The organism is Bradyrhizobium sp. UFLA05-109 (genome assembly GCF_054185165.1).
Map to the genome: position 1 here is coordinate 44,712 of NZ_JBBIAR010000056.1, position 16,599 is coordinate 61,310.

Consider the following 16,599-nt stretch of genomic DNA (forward strand, 5'->3'; position numbering starts at 1 on the left):
GGTCCCTCACTACGTCTTTGCGTTCGTCTTGAACTGAGGCCCCTTCCCTCCACCGGCGTTACTCGGCTTCACCGGTACTACGAACCTCTCCGCATCCCCACGGCGCCCGGCCTGTCCCTCGCGGGCGTCCGGTTGATCATCCCTGACCACGTCGTGGGGCCTCCCGTGTTGCGTACGCTTTCCTTGTGTACATGCTGTCGCCACTACCCCGGCACAGCCCCCAGTCGTGTCAGCCTTCCCTGATAACCCTGTCAGGTCGGCCCATGCATCGTCCTTTTCGAGGCTTGCTCGGCGTTCACTCGCGTTACGGCCTGCACACTCGCGCGGTCACCGTATATCGTGACACGCTATCCGAAGGCTTCAGCCACTTCGTCACCTCCATAGCTGCTCCGGTTGCTTCCGGCTGGAGCGGTTGCCGGGTGGGGACTTACACCCCACTGGAAAAGCGCCGCCTTGTCACGGCGCACGGGTTGAGCGGACATCAGTCCGGCCAAGCCGCTTACTGAGTACACGCCCTCGTACTCAAGTGCCTCGCGGAAAACGATGTAGAAGACGTGCCAGGTAACCACTACCGGTACCTTGGTCGTTTCAATCCCGGCTAACGCCCCCAGGGGTCTCCCACCCCTTCAGCGATAGCTGGCCGCCAGAGCCGTTAGGCGGAGCGTGTGCTCTATGAGATCCACCCGGCGTAATAGGCGCGCTGTCCGACCAGTCCGGTTACGACCAGTGACGCACGGCCATGAGGCCGCCGATGTCGTATTCCTCCATCAGCAGGCCGCCCAGCTCGCTGCCGTGCCGGATGCCTTCCATCTGGCGCAGGATCATCGTGTATTCGGCGCTGCCCTCGCGGGCATCCTCAAGCCGATAAGCCAGCTCGCGGATGATGTCTTCCAGCTCGACTTCTTCGGCGGTCTTCGGAATGTCAGGCGAGTAAACGGTGCTAGTCATCGGCCCCTCGCAAGAGTGCGCGGCAGACGACCGTCCCTCCATAGCAACCCATTTTCGTCGCAGGCATAGGGATCGCTGCCGCACCGAAATATTCTACCCTGGCTGAGAGGAAACAACCACGGCGCAAAGTGCGACCACCCGGTACCGGTACCTTGTCGGCTTCAATCCCGGCTAGCGCCCCCCTGGGATCACCCACCCGCTTTCAGCGTTAGCTGTCCACTGCGAGGGCCGCCAGAGGCCGTTGGGCGGAGCGTGTAGCGGTCTGGCCCTGGTGCGGCGTGATCGCATGCTGACGGAGCAGTTCATGTATATTTTGCGGGCTTCCACCCAATGGCATTAAGGGCGGACCGGGGGACGAACTTGGAGGCCAACGCGAGCACGAGCTTGCTCGTAAACCTGAACTGCGCCCGGCATCGCGATCGACACCGCCAAGCCGAATGGGACCGTTTCATCGGCTTTCGCTCCTCGATCCGGTTCTCGTTGAATGGAGATTTCTAGGGTATCATTGGGTCCGATAACTGGAGCGCGTTGCCCTTCCCAATGCCTGGAAAAAACGGTCCCGCGGCTGCTCTGATTTATATCCGGTTGAGTTTTTGATGCATCAGCCCGGAAGCCGCCCAGATCATCTGGGACCGTCAAGGTGAGCTTAACGGACCGGTACGACTGCCTCCCCGGCAATACCGGCGTAAACCACGCAAGTGTTGCGTGCAAAGAGTGCAATCGGGCTTGTCCGCCTAGGCACGCCGGAAGGGGGACTGCTACGGTGCACTTTTTCTCTTGGGCGAGCGTGCCAACAGCCCAAAACGTTGCTCGATCCTCGGCACAGTAAACCGCTGCATCCGCATCTACCAAGCCGTAACCAAGGAACCGTCGAATATTGTCCTTCTGTCTGACGCTTTGTCGATTATCGGGCGGCCCAAGAATTTGCTTTATCAAGTTTGCGCTATCGTCAGGCCAGACGGCGGTGTGAACGATGAGCGCCTTGATGAGCACCGCGCGCTCTTGATGAGGCAGATTTAAGAACGTTTGCCCGTAAACATCCTCTAGCGCATCATGAATGCGGTGAGCCAACCGAGAGGTCAATGCTGCCGCCGCGCTTGTGCCTCCCGTATAGTGCTCCCAATTCGTCCCGCCTGCACGTGGGGGCGCAGCCACTCGAAGCCCATGGGGCCTGCCGGCCCCGCTAGGCTTTACGGCCAGTACCGTTCCACTGCTGACCATCGACAAATGCTCGCGCGATCCAGGCATCAAGATGTCGGGCTTAACGCTGTTCGCAAATCCGGGACCTAGCGCGCTGGAGGGGTTTGCCATTCGAAACGGAAAAAAAGGATCAACCCTACCTCTAGCGCCGCGTCGATCAGCATCTTGAACTGCGTCTATGTTTGCTGCGCCGACTGTTACGCCGTTCACCGTCTCAGAGGGAGAAAGCAGTCGGCGTGAAGCTATTAATTGCGATAGTGCGCGAAGGGTATTTTCAGCTCGATCCGCTGGCAACGCAGTCTCAAAATCTTGCATTGAGGTGATCGACGCGATTTCGAACGGCGAAAGGTAGTTCCCGGCACTCACTAAGAATAAGATGCCGTAGCGATGCGACAATCGATCGAGGATCCAAGCCCATGGCGATAGCTTTCCGTGAAAGGGCTTTCTCGTGTTTCCCAAGGACAAGTTGACTATTATGACGTTCGGCGCAGTCGCGTCTGCTCCCTCTCGCATCGCAAGAATGGCTTGATAGATCAAATCAACGATAAGCCTGTCTTCGGGAAATTGGTCGCGCGAACCCAACACCGGGACACAGTGTATGCGTCGCCCAATCAACGGCTCCGTCAAATTGCGGTCGCCATGCATTATCAGGGAAGCCATGGCCGTACCGTGTGTTCGTTCCGCTACCAAGGCGTTGGGCTCAAGGCCAAACAGATCGTTTACGTCTAACCGCCATAAACCGTAGCAACTTGAGACAGCGTTGATCTTGGTTAACCAGCGATTTTAACGGACGATACATTTCGTTTGAAATCGTGAGTTTAGTCTAAGCCACGTTCTGTTAGATTCTCCAACAGCGGCTGAGGAGATTGATGGGGCCTTCCTAGTTCGGGGGGCAAGATGATCGCCGAGATAGTATATTTGTCTGCCTTGGCTCTAGCCGAGGCCGCTTGGCTCTATGCCCTTGCAAAAACAACAATGGCCGTTGGCAATTGGATGATGTCCTAAAACCGCTCGCGCTAACGATTAACGAAGAGGCGATCGGTTCGATCCAGGTCCGCAGCTAGCGACCGCTGGACGCTCTCGGCTTGGTCTTTCGTCAGATTGACAGCCGCAACTTGATTAGTCCCGAACAATGCAGGGCCTTTACGTTGTCGATCGTAGACCATCCAACCCTGAGATGCCTGCCGCACCATAAATCTCGGTGGAGGCGCTAGCTTATCACTCATGTTTTGCCCTTTGTTCTTACCTTGCACACAGCGAAGTTTTGGCACATTGAGGCGAACGCTTTGGTTTCAGTACTCTCAAGCAAAACCGTGCCGCGCTCCGAGTGAAGCAACGGTGGACGCTACCCTCCGTTCCCAGCGGTTGGATTCGAAGAGAGGGCAACTTGTACCGCTGGGCGCTTTCAATAACTGGCAAAGGAACGACTCTCGACACAGCTAGTCATCTCTATGCTCTCGGGAAAAGCTCCCAATGAAACCACCCCGAGAGAAAACCTTCCTACAAAGTTGGCGGCCTCGGCATCCCTCTCGCTGGGGTCGCTTGTCGGAGAGGCGGCGCGATTGGGATGTTAAACGATGCACTTCTGGATGAGCTGAGGCAGCTGGAGCGCGAGGTGGTTGATGGCGAACGGCGCCTGGCGGAACAGGAGGCGTTGGTCATTAGTTTGAAACGGCAGAATAAAGACACCAGCAACGCCCAAGCCGAACTGGAAGCATTGCGTGAGAACCAGCGCCGCCGCCAGCAAGATCGGCATCGCATCTTGTCGCTGCTGCAACCATAAGTCTCTGATCGTTGGGCCTTCCGTATGTCCAAAAGTGAACATAACTCATCCGCATTCCCGGGCATGCTTGGGGGCATGCTCACGCAAGCGCGCCCGAGCGAAGCAGTCAGACCGCGGCCTCCTTCCTGCGACGACTGCCGCATGCCAGCTGCGTTCAGGACCGAGATTTCTCAGGCGCGAGCCGGCCAGTCTGCACGCGTGTACCAGTGCGCAAACTGTGCGAAGGTTATTTGGGACGATTAGGGCCGCCCCTCACTGTCTTTAGCCGCCGTACATCTAATCGTTCGCCAGAGTTCAATCCGACGCTTCACGCCCCTTAGTAGTCAGCTCGTATCGATCGTCGTTCTTCGTCATCCAACCGCCCTCGACCAGACGCAGTGCAAACAATTTCTTGCAGACCGGATGAAAGGCGCCCGGGTGATAGACCTGATCGTTTCGCTCGATCAGGTAGCCGTAGAGCCGGGCCTGCCGCAAAGTCCTGTATACCGCTTCTGAAAGCACCATCATAACAGCGTTCAAGCATCGGCTTGACACAGCGTTCCTAAGGATGGCGAGGCACTGTGGGGATGCTATTGTCGCACGCGGTCACAGCTCCCGTTCCATAGCGGGGTGGCTGCGGTTCTTGACCTTGATCCAGAACTTTTGCCGGCCACCGCGATAGGGCCGATCGCGATGCTTCGAGACAAGAGCCTCAAGGCCCATGCGGCAGGCTGCCCGGAATAGGTCAGGTCCGATCTCGCCGCGCTCGAAGGGAGCAACTGTGATGCCGTCTGGCCGGCGCGCCAGTAACCGCTCTAGGTTGGTCTTGCGCAGGTGCAGCGGCAGGGACCTCAGGTCGTCGCCGTCCATGGCGAGGACATCGAACGCGTAAAGCTGCACTCCGTGGTCATGCTTGCGGGAGTGCAGCGCGTTGAAATCGGAAATGCCGTCAACGCCCAGGATCACGGCCTCGCCGTCGACGACGAAGTGCTTCTGCCGGTTCTTCAGCGCGGCCTCGGCGATCCACGGGTAGCGCTTGGTCCAGTCGCTGCCGTTCCGCGAGAGGAGCCGCACGCGCTTCTCCTCCCGGATGACGAGCATCCGGTAGCCATCGTGCTTCACCTCATGGAGCCATTCAGGCCCGGACGGGACCTGCTTGCCGGCGGTGGCCAGGCAGAGTTCGTAGGCCGTGCGCATGACCTCTAAAATAGGATTTCCGGAGCAACTTTGGAGTCGGGAACAAGTGGCAACTTGGTGAATTCTCAATCTGCTCCGGTCACGCCCCTGTACCGGAGTACGACTAAAAGGCCCCAGCTGGCGCCCAAACGGCTGGGGCCTATTACTGTTCAAAAGTGAACACGGCGAAGTCTATCCTAGGTAGTTGCCCCACATTTTTGAGCGATTTAGAATCGGTTCCAACCTAAGGAATGGGTGGTCCTTTGGAGCTACTCAGGCGCTCAATTGAACAGATCAGCCCTCCGATTTGCACTGAGTGCAAGGTCGAAATGGGTTGGACTCGATCCGCTCTTGTCAAAGAAGAGCGAGCCATCACACACCTGTTTGCATGTCCTCGTTGTGATCGGATTTGTCAAACGAAGACGCCCGTGAAGGCCTCCAAGGAGTAACCCGGTTGCGTCGGGTTGCTATTCGGGTTGCCGCGCGGAGGTTGGCTGACTGCGAGGCTGCTAGTCGGGTTGCCCGCTCTTCGCTATCTGCCATTGCTTCGTAAGCCTCCGCCATTCTCAGATACTGGTAGCGTGTTTCGCGCGGGAAGGCCATGTGCCCTTCTATCGAGCGCAGGCGCCTCCTAGAGCGTGATGGCCGCTGGGTGGGATGAAGCACGGAGCTTCCGGGGCGGCCCTTATCTCGTCACCAGGAGCGAAATCATTCAATTCGCTAAGCAATATGATCCGGTACCCCGCCACATCGATGAAGAGGCTGCGGCGCGCTCAATCTTGGGGGGGACTGACAGCATCCAGTGCCCATACGGTCTCCATTTTTATTTTGTCGACGACCCGGCTTCAGCCACGATTCCATGTCCTTGCGGGAATGGGCTGGGATGAGGTGAGGCTGCCGAACCCGGTACGTCCGGGCGATGAACTCGATCTCGAAACGACGGTTCTTGAGATGCGCGAGTCGAAATCCAATGCGATCTCGGGGCGGGGCGGACATGAAAGCTGTCGGACTAATTGCTGCAATAATCATATTGCTTCTGGTTGGGTTCATCCTGGGTCAAAGCTACCAGATTGGCGCATTGCAGAAAATCTTCGGAACCCCCGCCGCGGCCGCAGCCCTCATTGCTGCTGTATTTGCACTCGTTAGCGGAGTGGGAGGCCCGGTAGCGTCCTATTTGATCGGCTCAAGGCAAGCCGACATCGCGGCACGCCAAGCGAGTGCAGCAAAAGTTTCCGCTGATGCAGCGAGCGCTACCGCACTGAGCGCTGGCGATCGCGCACTTGCAAACGTAAGGCTGAGTTGGTTGCAGTCTCTTCGAGACAACCTTTCAGAGTACCACTCCATCCTGATGAGCGCGCAGGATCCTCACGATAAACTTGACAAAGGAACCCGGTTTTGCTTCGAGAATGCCGACTCAAAAAAAGCGTTCGCCCTGATCTGTGAAAACCTCGGCGTTCAATACACGGACGCCAAGGAGCCCGCCTGACTTAATCCCTGCTTTAACTGCGGTCATCTACCCTCATGGGGGACGTGACCGAACTCGCTGCTGGCTTGCCCCAGTCGCGAATGACCCTAACCGGACCTGCGTCAGTCGAGGTTGTCTCTGACCATCGGGGTTTGCCGTGAAGCGGTTCGTCGACCCAAATGGGCCTAGGCCGGATTCATGCCCTTGGACTTGAGCACGGCGGCGCCGGTCGGACCGGTCAGAAGCTCGATCAGCGATTTGGCAGCTGCCGGCTCGTTGCTCGTGGCTCCGATGCCGACCGCGAAGACTATCGCACTGTGCAAATCACCGGGCAGAGGGCCGACCACTTGAGCCCCCGGAACCGCGGCAATTTCCGAGGCCTGTGCGACGCCCATTTCGACTTCCCCCTTTGCGACGAGTTCGCCCGCTTCGGCACCCGGCACCAGGACGGTCTTGGATTTCATCTGATCGGCAATGCCGAGACGATCGATGACCTTGGCGAAATAGACGCCACTAGCACCGCCCCTCGCTGGATCGGCGTAGGAGATCGATTTCGCGGCGAGAAGCGCAGTCTTGAGCTTTTCCGCCGTGCTGATATCGGGCTTGGGCGCACCGGTGCGTACCCCGATGGCGACGTAAGAGCTCCCCACGTTGACGATAGTGCCTTGGGCAACCTTGCCTTGGCTCTGCAGACCGTCGAGCACAGGGCGCGACAGGATCATCACATCTGCCGTTTCGCCCGCGTCGATCCGCTTATTCAGATCCGCGATCGTGCTGTAGACGATCATCAGCTTGTTGCCGCTGCTACTTTCGTATTTCGCAGTGAGCTCGTCGAGCGTAGGGGTGAGCGCGACCGTACTCATGACCCTGACTTCGGCGGCATGGGCGGCGGGTGCTGCAGCTCCAAGAGCTAACAGAAACGAGTACTCGACTGCCGCCGCAAGGGTGACCCGTCGCGAGAAAAACCGTCCTATCATGGCTTTCTTGCCTCCCTCCAAGGTGTCCGGTTGATAATTTGCCAGCGAGGTCGTGCGCTTTCATCGCGGCATGGCTGCTCACCGCATTGCATATGTCAGTTCTTTTGCCGCGCTACTTCCGGTTAAATACTTCCGTACACCACGCCTGCTGATCTTCGGGTTTGCCCACAAAAGCGCACGAAAATGGACCGCCGGTTATTCCGGCAAGTTTTCCAGTTGCTTCGCGGATTATGTTCTCGCCGTTTGCTTTACCATCGGGGGTGGTCGTGATCGTATACGACCCTTTCATTTGATCATCACCACTGCCCCAAGTGAGTTCGCCCTCACCCTTGCCGGTTTCTTGTGTAAGCCGATAGGTCCCGGAAGCAGCCGCCATATGCAGGGGACCGCTTCCAGCATCGTTGAAGGTAACGCCCCATAGCGTTCCGTGGACAACGCCTTTGTCTGCGCCTTCTTGGATCAGCTTCCACCCGCCGTGGATTTTGATCGCGGCGGCGTCCTCTGCCGATGCGGGGAATACCAAACCGGAAGCCACTATCAGCGCGGAAACAGTTTTACGCATGTGGAGGTCTCCTCTTTGGTTGTGTGTCGCGACAAGAAAAAGAGGGTCACAGTCGCGTCTCTTGAAGTCGCCTCCAATTCTATCTGATTGCGGCGGGTGGCCGGGCCGACGATGAATTGCCAATGAAAGTTATTGCGTCAAAGCTTTCGACGAACTGGGTACCCGCACAATCGCAGCTATAGAAAACGGAGGCACGCTTCCTTTTTGCCAGCCGCCGATTGATGGTCGCTTTTGTTGCGACTGATGACATCGAAACTTTCGCTAGGGATGGGCACGAGCGCGCGAGACCGCTGCGAACTAGCAGCCCGCAAGTTCATAATTCTAGGCGATCAACCAAGGATCGGGTGGCAGCGTAACCTGTGTGCCATTAAGTAAGGTGATGTGGTTGTCGTGCGCGACCGTTATCCAAGTAGCGTCCATGGGCTGATCCGGCGCAAAGACAGTCCAATACCAATGTAGCTGTGTCGGAGTGCTGCCGAGAGCCGTAGCGAGCCCATCGGGGATCGACGGATCGCCTAAAGGGTTGCCCCAAAAGCCAGATGAGCCGGAGGTAGTAACATTGGGATCGGGGATTGTTGATAAACGCAATTTGGTCAACTCCCGGCTGGAAGTTGCACGTGCCGTGCAAATGAGCTCCATCGGGGGCGAGAGGATTGTCCCAAACAAAATTCACGGGCTGCTGAACATTGCTTGGCAAATGAGCTTTGGCTATATCGGACATGTGGTCCGAAGCGGCTTGCGGTAGGGTAACAGACCTCGTCGCCTGAAATGAAACCACCAGCACATCACTCGCGTCATCCCGCCGCATGGTGACAATTCGCCGCGCGCTTAGATGCCGCATTCGGTCCGGGTTACTTCGCCTTCGCCGATAATGGGCCCCACCTTTCTGACCGCGCCGAATTGTTGATCGTGGCTAGGAATTCGGTTGCTGGGTCCACTGCAAAAAGAACCCTCCTCTGCAAACAGCAATGCGTTGGTGAGGATCTTCCATCCCTTGCGCGACGATTGGTCTCCGAGAACGTCATAGAAATCGCCCTCGGGCATGTCGGCACGGGCACGCACATAAGCTAGGAAAGGATAAAGCTGCTCGTAGTCCACATCAGCTATTCGCTCCCCATTGATCCGTATCCGCCGAAATCGATCCTCCCGCTTCATGGACATCCAGAAGCCACCCGAGAGCCGCCCGCCGTGCCGCCATTTGCCGTTGTTGAACGTGCGATGTAGGGACCGACGATGTGAGGCGATAACTTGTCCGCCCTCATTGACTGCCGAACAGCAATCGTCCGCTAGGAGCTCGATATCAGCCGAGGCAAGCCAGTTGTTAGTTCGCTGAATCTCGCGTCGACGCCTTCATCCATCGCTGTCATCGCGGACACGGGCTAGCCAACGAGGCAGTTGCTAGATGATCCAGTCATGGATTTGGACGGTGTCGATCGCGAAGCCCGCATAGCCAGCGGTCGCGGTCGTATCGACCAGCGTCAGCGTATGAACGCCACCAGCAAAAAAGCTGTAATTCAAATTGATATCGAAGTGCTTGAATTCGTTGGCTGTGGCAAAGTCCGACGCATGGAAAGTCGCCACGGTAGTGTTGTCGATCCTGAACTCGAACGACGCATTCGGGTCGGTTTCGTAGTGCTGGCCGTTAAAATCCAGCGACTCCTTGCCGATGTCGAACGACAGCACCGAAGTGGTGACCGTACCGGCTGGCAGTGCCGGTGACGGCACGCCGGGAGGTCCGGTGTATCCACCGGGAGCCGCAGTGGTCGTGTCGGTGAACACATGCGAGATGTTGATTGGCCCAGCCGAGTTCTGTGTATCGAGCCAGTGGAAACCGGAGGTGGGTGTGATGCCACTACCACTGAATCCAAGCTCCATCTGAGAGCCACCGATCCAGCCACCAACCGCATCGAGGTTGATTACTTCGGCAACGGTGTGATCATTGCTTGGATCTTTGATGACGTTGCCGCCGAAATAGTCGAGGTTATCCATAAAGAGCGTGGGGCCAAGGTGTCCCGGCGAAGGGATGATACCTTTACTAATCAAAATCTGTCGTGCCGTGTCCGACATATGATCGGTGGCCGCTTTAGGCAAAGTCGTTCCCGAGTTTGGCGATTGACTTCTCCCATCAGTGCTGGATTGCACCTCGATGCCCTCTTTCAAAGGGCACTAGTTGCAATCAGTTGGTGGGGTTATTCGGTTTTGTCGCCGGTGCTGGTCTCCAGCGGCTTGCCCGATTGATGCGATCCTTCAGCCTTTCCAGCGTGCATGAAATTCTATATTGACCGTTGGCATATTAGCTCCTCAAGTCATGACCTCGAGACCAGCCCACAAACGAAAGCTGGAGTCACGTACCCCATGTCAAGTACGCAACGAGTACTCAGCTGATGAACTGGGCTGCTAACACCTTGCTACTGCAGACAACACAAGGCGCCCGTGGACTTCACCGACGGTTTCGTATGATTGTCGGCCCGCCCCGCATTGCCGGGATTCCATCTTTTTAAAAGGTCTTAGAGATGGGCAAAGTATGGAACTCGCCTAAGTTCAGAGTCAATGTTGTTTGTGCGTTAGATTGCCGCAGCCGGCGCAGCATATTCCTTGAGCCTCTGGTATCGCTTCGAGCTAGGCATTCGTCGCCGACTTAAAGCGGTCGAACAGGATACTGGCGATACCCGGAGAGCGGATGCAAACGCCGATTTCTTGGCGAGGATTATCGTCCGACGCGTCGGCCGACAGCCAGTTCTGGCTCGTAATGACGGCCGTTGGCGGACGTGATGTCAGACGAATTCTTATTAACGAGGGACAGGTGGGCGCATCCTCCGGTGGCCGAAATGGGATTACGCCTGAGCTGCAGACCGGAGCAGGCGCTGCCGCGTTCGCGTATCCAACGTTATGGAAGAACTCGGCCTTTGGATGAGCAGGCGTACTCCAAGCTCCGCCCACGCACGCAAGTAACGCGACGTCCGCGCTTACTTTTTCAGAGCCCGACATTGAAGCCGTAAGTCGGAGTACTGGCTTGCGGCCAGCATGGGGACGGACAATGCCCGCAGTCTTAGACCCCGGAAGAGATTGTTGTCTTGGCCAAAGTGATGAGACTGCACTCCGCGGTCGCGAGAGCGATGGCGTTGCTGCCCGAAGATCGCGATGTGGCGATAACAGTACGAAAAGGCCAACTGTCGCAGTTGATCCTCGATACAGGTACCCGTCAATTTCACTCCCGGCTGAGCGCTCCAGGTCCCCCTTCAGCGACAGCTGGCCACCGCCTTTGGCTGGAGGCACGAAGCATCGATTTCCCAAACTCAGCAATCTCTGACACGGCAAAAATGAATCGCTGCGATTCCGAAAGCGCGGATCGTACAGATTCTAGACGCTGGATAACGCCTGCTCAATCTTTATCGCGCTGAGCTTGAGGCCAGCTTGGCCCGCTTCGTCTTGTAGACGCCGCAGCTCGTACAACGTTCTGTCATTGCACCGCCCGCAACCGAAATCCGACAACGCTCGCCCCAGAGCGATGAAGAAAGTGCCCCAGGGAAGTGGCTCAGGTTCCGTAAAAACTGCGAGGCCAGCGACATATCGATCGACCGAGTGCCAGTCCCGGACGCTGAGCGCGGCCTCCATAGCATCTCGATAGAACCAAAGATGATTATGTCCAACACAACCGCCGGCCAGGATCTGCTCGCCTTCGCCTAATGCTTTCTGTTGCTGCGCGGTGTCTTCCGCAGAAAGGGCCAGCTCGGCCAGGACACGCGGCCCGAAAAACGTGATTCCAGTCTCCCGACTCACAGCGATGGCCTCATCCAGCAACCGTCGGGCTTCGGGCTGCCGGCCTTCCGCTCGACTGATTTTCGCGAGATATGTTAGGTTTTCCGGCACGAAACGGCGCGCGCCGATGCGCTCAATGAGCTCCCTCGCGTGTAGCAGTTGGTCTCGCGCTCGCTGCAACTCAGCCATATCATACAAGGCAAACGCGGCTATATTCCGAGCAAGCAATTCCGCGCGCTGGTGACCCACACGTACAGCCGCATCGGCGGCAGTTAGGGCGTCCTCCGCAGCCTTCGGCAACTCGTTCGCGTATTGGCGTGTTAGTGCAGCCATATTGAGATTGGCGACCTCGATGCGGCCAAAGCCATGCTGCCGGCTGACGGCAACGCATTGATCGAAGTACCGGCGCGCCGTTAGCATGCGCCCCCGCACATAGGCAGCGTCGCCCAAGCCACCCAGCGCCTGCGCTTCGCGCTCAGCCGAGCCGGCTTGCCGCGCGTACCGCAAGGCCAGATCGTGCTGCTTGACGCAGCTCTCGATCTTGCCGAGGGGAAAGTACAAATTGCCCTGGAGATGGTGTATTCGAGACAGTTCGACGATTAGGTTCTCGGCGGTCGCAAGCGCCTGGGCTTCTTCCAAGGCTTGAAATGCGTCTTGAATCTGATCGCTGATTCGCATCACGGCAGCCAAGCCGATCCACGCCCGGCAGCGCTCAACGTTATCTCCGCCGACTTCGAGAGCCCGTTGAAAGGCCTGACGCGCTTCGGCGATAGCACCGAGATCATGTAGAAGCTCGCCTCGAAATTGAGTCAGCGCGTAGAGGTCGGACCGCTCGATTGCCAGAGCGAGACCGCGTTCGACCAGGTGCAGCGCGCGCTCATTGTGATAAGCGGCCGCCTGTGATCGAGCCGCCGACAGATATGCACGAGGCGCAGCAGGATCGCCGGCGCGGTCGAGATGAGCCGAATGAAGCACAGGATCACTTTGCGCGAAGCATGCGGCAGCTCGACGATGCAGCTCCCGACGGGTTGCGGTCAGCAGCGAGGAATAGGTTCCCTCCTGTACAAGAGCATGGGCAAACTCAAAATCGCTGCCATCTGAACGGACGAGATCCTGCTCGACAAGGCCTTTACAGACATAACGGTCGTTGTTGATGAGCTGGTGCAGGAGATCGAGTGAGAAGCGTTGGCCTAGCACCGAGGCTGCCTGAAGGGCGTGTTTATCTGCTGGCTCCAGGGTATCCATCCTTGCCTGCACGAGGCTCTGAATAGACGCCGGAATGCTGTCCAGACCGCCTTCGCCACCGCTGCGCAGAAGCTGCTCCAGAAACAGCGGGTGTCCATCGGATCTCTTCACACATGCGAGGGCAAACGGCTCGCTCACACCGCTGAACTCACCCGCGAGTGCAAGCGCATCTTGCTCCCGCAGGGGACCAAGGTCGATTGTGACAAGCGGCACGGAGCGAGTCCGGCTGCGCCACGTCACGTCAAGTTGGTCCCCTTCCGTGCGTGAGGTCATCACCAGGACGAATGGACAAAGCCCAGTGATCCCAGCTAGCTCAGCTGCATGAGCAAGAGCGATCACGTCGGCCCAATGCAGGTCTTCGATTGTGACCATCTGCGGCCGACGCGCGCTGAGGCGCCGGACCACCTCGGCCACAGTCTTGCGTTTCCCGAGATTGCGTGCCGAATTATCCATGGCGTCATACAATGCTCGCAGCTCCGTCGGCTGCGGCAAGTCTAGCAGGTCGTTCAAGAAGACCAGGTGATCCGGGTTCAGGAGCTCTTCCGAGAGAAGCCGTTCCGCCGCAGCGCGGGCGGCTGTCTCGCCCTGTCCTGCGCACCCAAGGCAGCTGCGGACCACCGCTCGAATAGCGTCCTGACCTTTGCCGACGCCGAAATCAAGCACGCGGCCGACATGGCAGGTGAAATGCTGACCCGAGGCGATCCGCTGAAACTCCTCAACCAACCGCGTTTTACCAATGCCCGCCTCGCCGCGAATATAGAGGGCGAGTCCCGCACCCGCTTCTCGACAGCTAGCGATGATCCCCTTGAACTGGGCCATTTCGCCGTGTCTGCCCACCAACCGCCTATGGATCCGTTGTGCATCGGCGCTCCGCAGGCTGCGAACGCGCCAGACCGCGACCGGCTTGTCGAGACCCTTGATCAATAACGTCCCGACCTCTTCTCCCTCGAAGCGATCCAGCAGAGAATGGTAGACGGCGCTGGAAACGAAAGTTTCGCCTGGCCCGGCCATCGCGGTTAGCCGCGAGGCAAGGTTCACCGAATCCCCTGTCACCGTGTACTCCTGCCGCTCGCGGCTGCCGGTTTTGCTTGCGACTACCTGGCCTGAGGCAAGCCCCAGATGGACCTTCAAAATACGACCCGCCTTGTCACTGAGACTCTGGATCGCTGGATGAATGTCGAGCGCGGCGCGTACTGCCCGTTCTGGATCATCAGTGTGGGCGGTGGGCGCGCCGAATACTGCCATGACGCAGTCGCCGATGTGCTTGTCTATCGTCCCGCCATAGTTCACGACGATATCGTCGATGAGCTCGAAGTAGGAGTTGAGAAGACGATGAGTCTCCTCCGGGTCGAGCGCTGAGCTGAGGCGGGTGAAGCCTGAAAGGTCAGCAAAAAGGACCGTGACCTGTCTCCGATCGCCAACCGCTGACCGGCCCCCAGTGCCGGACGTGAGGAGGTCAGACGCAGCGAGGACAGTTACAAGAGCAGCGCCGCAGCCGCCGCAAAATTTCATACCCGCTTGATTGAGGAAGCCGCAATTTCGGCACGGAACGGGCAGCGCGCACCCGCATTCGGCACAGAAACGACGGTCTGAACTGTTTTCCGTGCTACAGCTCGCGCAGCGCATCCTGGGGCCCTCGCGAGGCGACCGCGGTCTGCAGAGCGATCCGGCTCACACTTTAGATCCTTTGCCGGCGCAGGCCCGGGACAGCTTCGGTGCACTTCACGCGCGACCTGACTGGTCTGACCGCGTGCCGGGTACGTTCAGGCGGCAGGCCTGATATTGTGGTTCACACGGAAGAGGTTGGTCGGATCGTAGCTCTTCTTGACAGCGGTCAGGCGGTCGTAGTTGTTGCCAAAGGTCGCTTTGAGTCTCGCGTCACCCTCATCGTCCATCATGAAGTTCGGGTACGCCCCCGCCAAGTTATAGGGATGAACCGCTTCCCAATAAGCTTTGGTCCAACGCGTGATCGGGCCCGCCTTTTGCGGATTCGGATCAATCCCCGCGATAACCATTGACCAGGTGGCATCTCGGCAATTCCAGGCGGTCTCCCCACTCTCGATGCGATGAACAGCGCCGTCGATCGGGTAAAGGTGCATTAGCGACAATTCGCTCGGCGTGTTTGCGGCCTGCGCGAGATGCGCATCGATTGCCTCGTCCGGTAGCGTCTTGACGAAATCGCCGCGCCAGTACCATTGCATTCCTGATGGGTAGAGTCCGTCGAACATGCTCTGAACTGCGGGATATGACATCATTCCCACCCAGTTGATCCACGGATCGGGTAACTCGCGAAGTAAGGGCTCGAGCGACTTCTTGCCATCGTCCTCCCCGCCGTTGTAGCAGCACATCAGAAGGCAAATCGGCTTCCCCCAAAGTTCCTGCGGGAAGGGGGCGGATGACAGAACCGTCTTCAATCCGAGGAAAATTCCGAGGTCTTCCGTCGCTTTGGGCAGGAACTCGCGATAGCGCTGCATGATCATGCGTGCGTGCCGCTGATCCCAGGCGACCGGTCCAGCGTAGACCTGATTGACCGGATGAAGCCGGAAGACGAAACTCGTGACCACGCCAAAATTACCGCCGCCGCCGCGCAGGCCCCAAAACAGCTCAGGGTTGGTATCCTTGTTGGCCCTCACGAAGCGACCGTCGGCGAGTACGACGTCCACCTCCATCAAATTGTCGATCGCCAAGCCGTACTTGCGTGTCAGATACCCATGACCTCCGCTTAGCGTCAGTCCAGCGATGCCTGTGGTAGATATGATGCCGGCCGGCATAGCCAGTCCGAAAGCATGGGTCGCGTGGTCGACGTCGCCTTGGGTGCATCCAGCACCCACCTGTGCCGTCCGAGCAACCGGATCGACCCGCACACCTTTCATAGCGGACAGATCGATGACCAAACCATCCTCGACGCTACCGAGCCCAGGCCCATTATGTCCACCGCCCCGGATTGCAACCGCAACGCCGGTATCGCGGCCGAGATTGACCGCGGTAATGACGTCGGCAACGTCGACGCATTTCGCGATCAGGCGCGGACGCTTGTCGATCATACCGTTGTAAAGCTTGCGAGCGGCGTCGTAAGTCGCGTCCGACGGGGTCACCATCTGGCCGCGAAATCCCTTCGCCAGGGCTGCCGGATCGGTCATGCCGTCCCTCCTATTTCACAAGCGGAGCATGCTCGCTTGGCGATCTAGGCTGGTCGCTAGGCAGTTAAATTCTCCGCGATTGATTTTCGTCTGCTGTGAAATCCGGGAGGTTCAATGTCCAAACCGCAGGTCATGCGTCGAATCGTCGCGACCATCCAGGAAAGGAAGGTGCGTTGCCGCGATCATTTGGGTCATGTGTGGACGACGCCCGCGTTGCAAGAAGAATCTGGCGTTCGGCTTGCGGTCGGGTGCAAGTCAGAGTCCTCTGTCAATGGCCTTCAGCCGACGGCGATCCGAGGTGAGCTCTCTTGCTGCAGGGCTGCCCTGCTAACCTCACATCCGGCGGGATGGTGATCCCGACCACT

The 16,599-nt window shown here is 58.2% G+C and carries 12 protein-coding genes; 2 read left to right on the forward strand and 10 right to left on the reverse strand.

From position 1 onward, the window contains the following. Window positions 1-717: 717 nt before the first annotated feature. Both Q3C01_RS32650 and Q3C01_RS32655 read right to left on the reverse strand, forming a co-directional pair. Complete coding sequence (locus tag Q3C01_RS32650; RefSeq protein WP_458149380.1) at window positions 718-948, reverse strand: hypothetical protein; 231 nt, start codon at window positions 946-948, stop codon at window positions 718-720. A 336-nt stretch (window positions 949-1,284) separates the two neighbouring features. Beyond that, window positions 1,285-2,838, reverse strand: coding sequence for a S8 family serine peptidase (locus Q3C01_RS32655; protein ID WP_458149381.1), 1,554 nt, complete (start codon window positions 2,836-2,838; stop codon window positions 1,285-1,287). 877 nt (window positions 2,839-3,715) lie between these two features. Between Q3C01_RS32655 and Q3C01_RS32660 the strand changes: the two genes are divergently transcribed. Continuing rightward, window positions 3,716-3,931 carry a hypothetical protein gene (locus Q3C01_RS32660; RefSeq protein ID WP_458149382.1) on the forward strand — a complete coding sequence of 72 codons (216 nt, stop codon included), beginning with the start codon at window positions 3,716-3,718 and terminating at the stop codon, window positions 3,929-3,931. Window positions 3,932-4,225: 294 nt separating this feature from the next. Here Q3C01_RS32660 and Q3C01_RS32665 read toward each other — a convergent pair whose 3' ends face one another. Both Q3C01_RS32665 and Q3C01_RS32670 read right to left on the reverse strand, forming a co-directional pair. Then, window positions 4,226-4,438 carry a hypothetical protein gene (locus tag Q3C01_RS32665; RefSeq protein WP_458149383.1) on the reverse strand — a complete coding sequence of 71 codons (213 nt, stop codon included), beginning with the start codon at window positions 4,436-4,438 and terminating at the stop codon, window positions 4,226-4,228. 78 nt (window positions 4,439-4,516) lie between these two features. After that, window positions 4,517-5,107, reverse strand: coding sequence for an ATP-dependent DNA ligase (locus Q3C01_RS32670; RefSeq protein ID WP_458149384.1), 591 nt, complete (start codon window positions 5,105-5,107; stop codon window positions 4,517-4,519). A 973-nt stretch (window positions 5,108-6,080) separates the two neighbouring features. Between Q3C01_RS32670 and Q3C01_RS32675 the strand changes: the two genes are divergently transcribed. Beyond that, window positions 6,081-6,572 carry a hypothetical protein gene (locus Q3C01_RS32675; protein WP_458149385.1) on the forward strand — a complete coding sequence of 164 codons (492 nt, stop codon included), beginning with the start codon at window positions 6,081-6,083 and terminating at the stop codon, window positions 6,570-6,572. A gap of 164 nt (window positions 6,573-6,736) precedes the next feature. On the opposite strand, the gene Q3C01_RS32680 is transcribed toward Q3C01_RS32675, so the two are convergent. The 6 genes from Q3C01_RS32680 to Q3C01_RS32705 all read right to left on the reverse strand — a co-directional run bounded on the left by Q3C01_RS32680 (window position 6,737) and on the right by Q3C01_RS32705 (window position 16,234). Further along, window positions 6,737-7,549, reverse strand: coding sequence for a molybdate ABC transporter substrate-binding protein (locus Q3C01_RS32680; RefSeq protein WP_458149386.1), 813 nt, complete (start codon window positions 7,547-7,549; stop codon window positions 6,737-6,739). A gap of 91 nt (window positions 7,550-7,640) precedes the next feature. Further along, window positions 7,641-8,090, reverse strand: coding sequence for a hypothetical protein (locus tag Q3C01_RS32685; RefSeq protein WP_458149387.1), 450 nt, complete (start codon window positions 8,088-8,090; stop codon window positions 7,641-7,643). An 828-nt stretch (window positions 8,091-8,918) separates the two neighbouring features. Further along, the gene (locus tag Q3C01_RS32690; RefSeq protein WP_458149388.1) at window positions 8,919-9,251 is read right to left on the reverse strand and encodes a hypothetical protein; all 333 of its coding nucleotides are present in this window, start codon (window positions 9,249-9,251) and stop codon (window positions 8,919-8,921) included. Between the two features lie 237 nt (window positions 9,252-9,488). Further along, window positions 9,489-10,181 carry a hypothetical protein gene (locus Q3C01_RS32695; protein ID WP_458149389.1) on the reverse strand — a complete coding sequence of 231 codons (693 nt, stop codon included), beginning with the start codon at window positions 10,179-10,181 and terminating at the stop codon, window positions 9,489-9,491. A gap of 1,269 nt (window positions 10,182-11,450) precedes the next feature. Then, a complete protein-coding gene (locus Q3C01_RS32700; protein WP_458149390.1) occupies window positions 11,451-14,720 on the reverse strand; it encodes an adenylate/guanylate cyclase domain-containing protein in 3,270 nt (1,089 codons plus the stop codon). 137 nt (window positions 14,721-14,857) lie between these two features. After that, on the reverse strand, window positions 14,858-16,234 hold the full coding sequence (locus Q3C01_RS32705) for an FAD-binding oxidoreductase (protein ID WP_458149391.1): 1,377 nt from the start codon (window positions 16,232-16,234) through the stop codon (window positions 14,858-14,860). Between the last annotated feature and the right edge of the window lie 365 nt (window positions 16,235-16,599).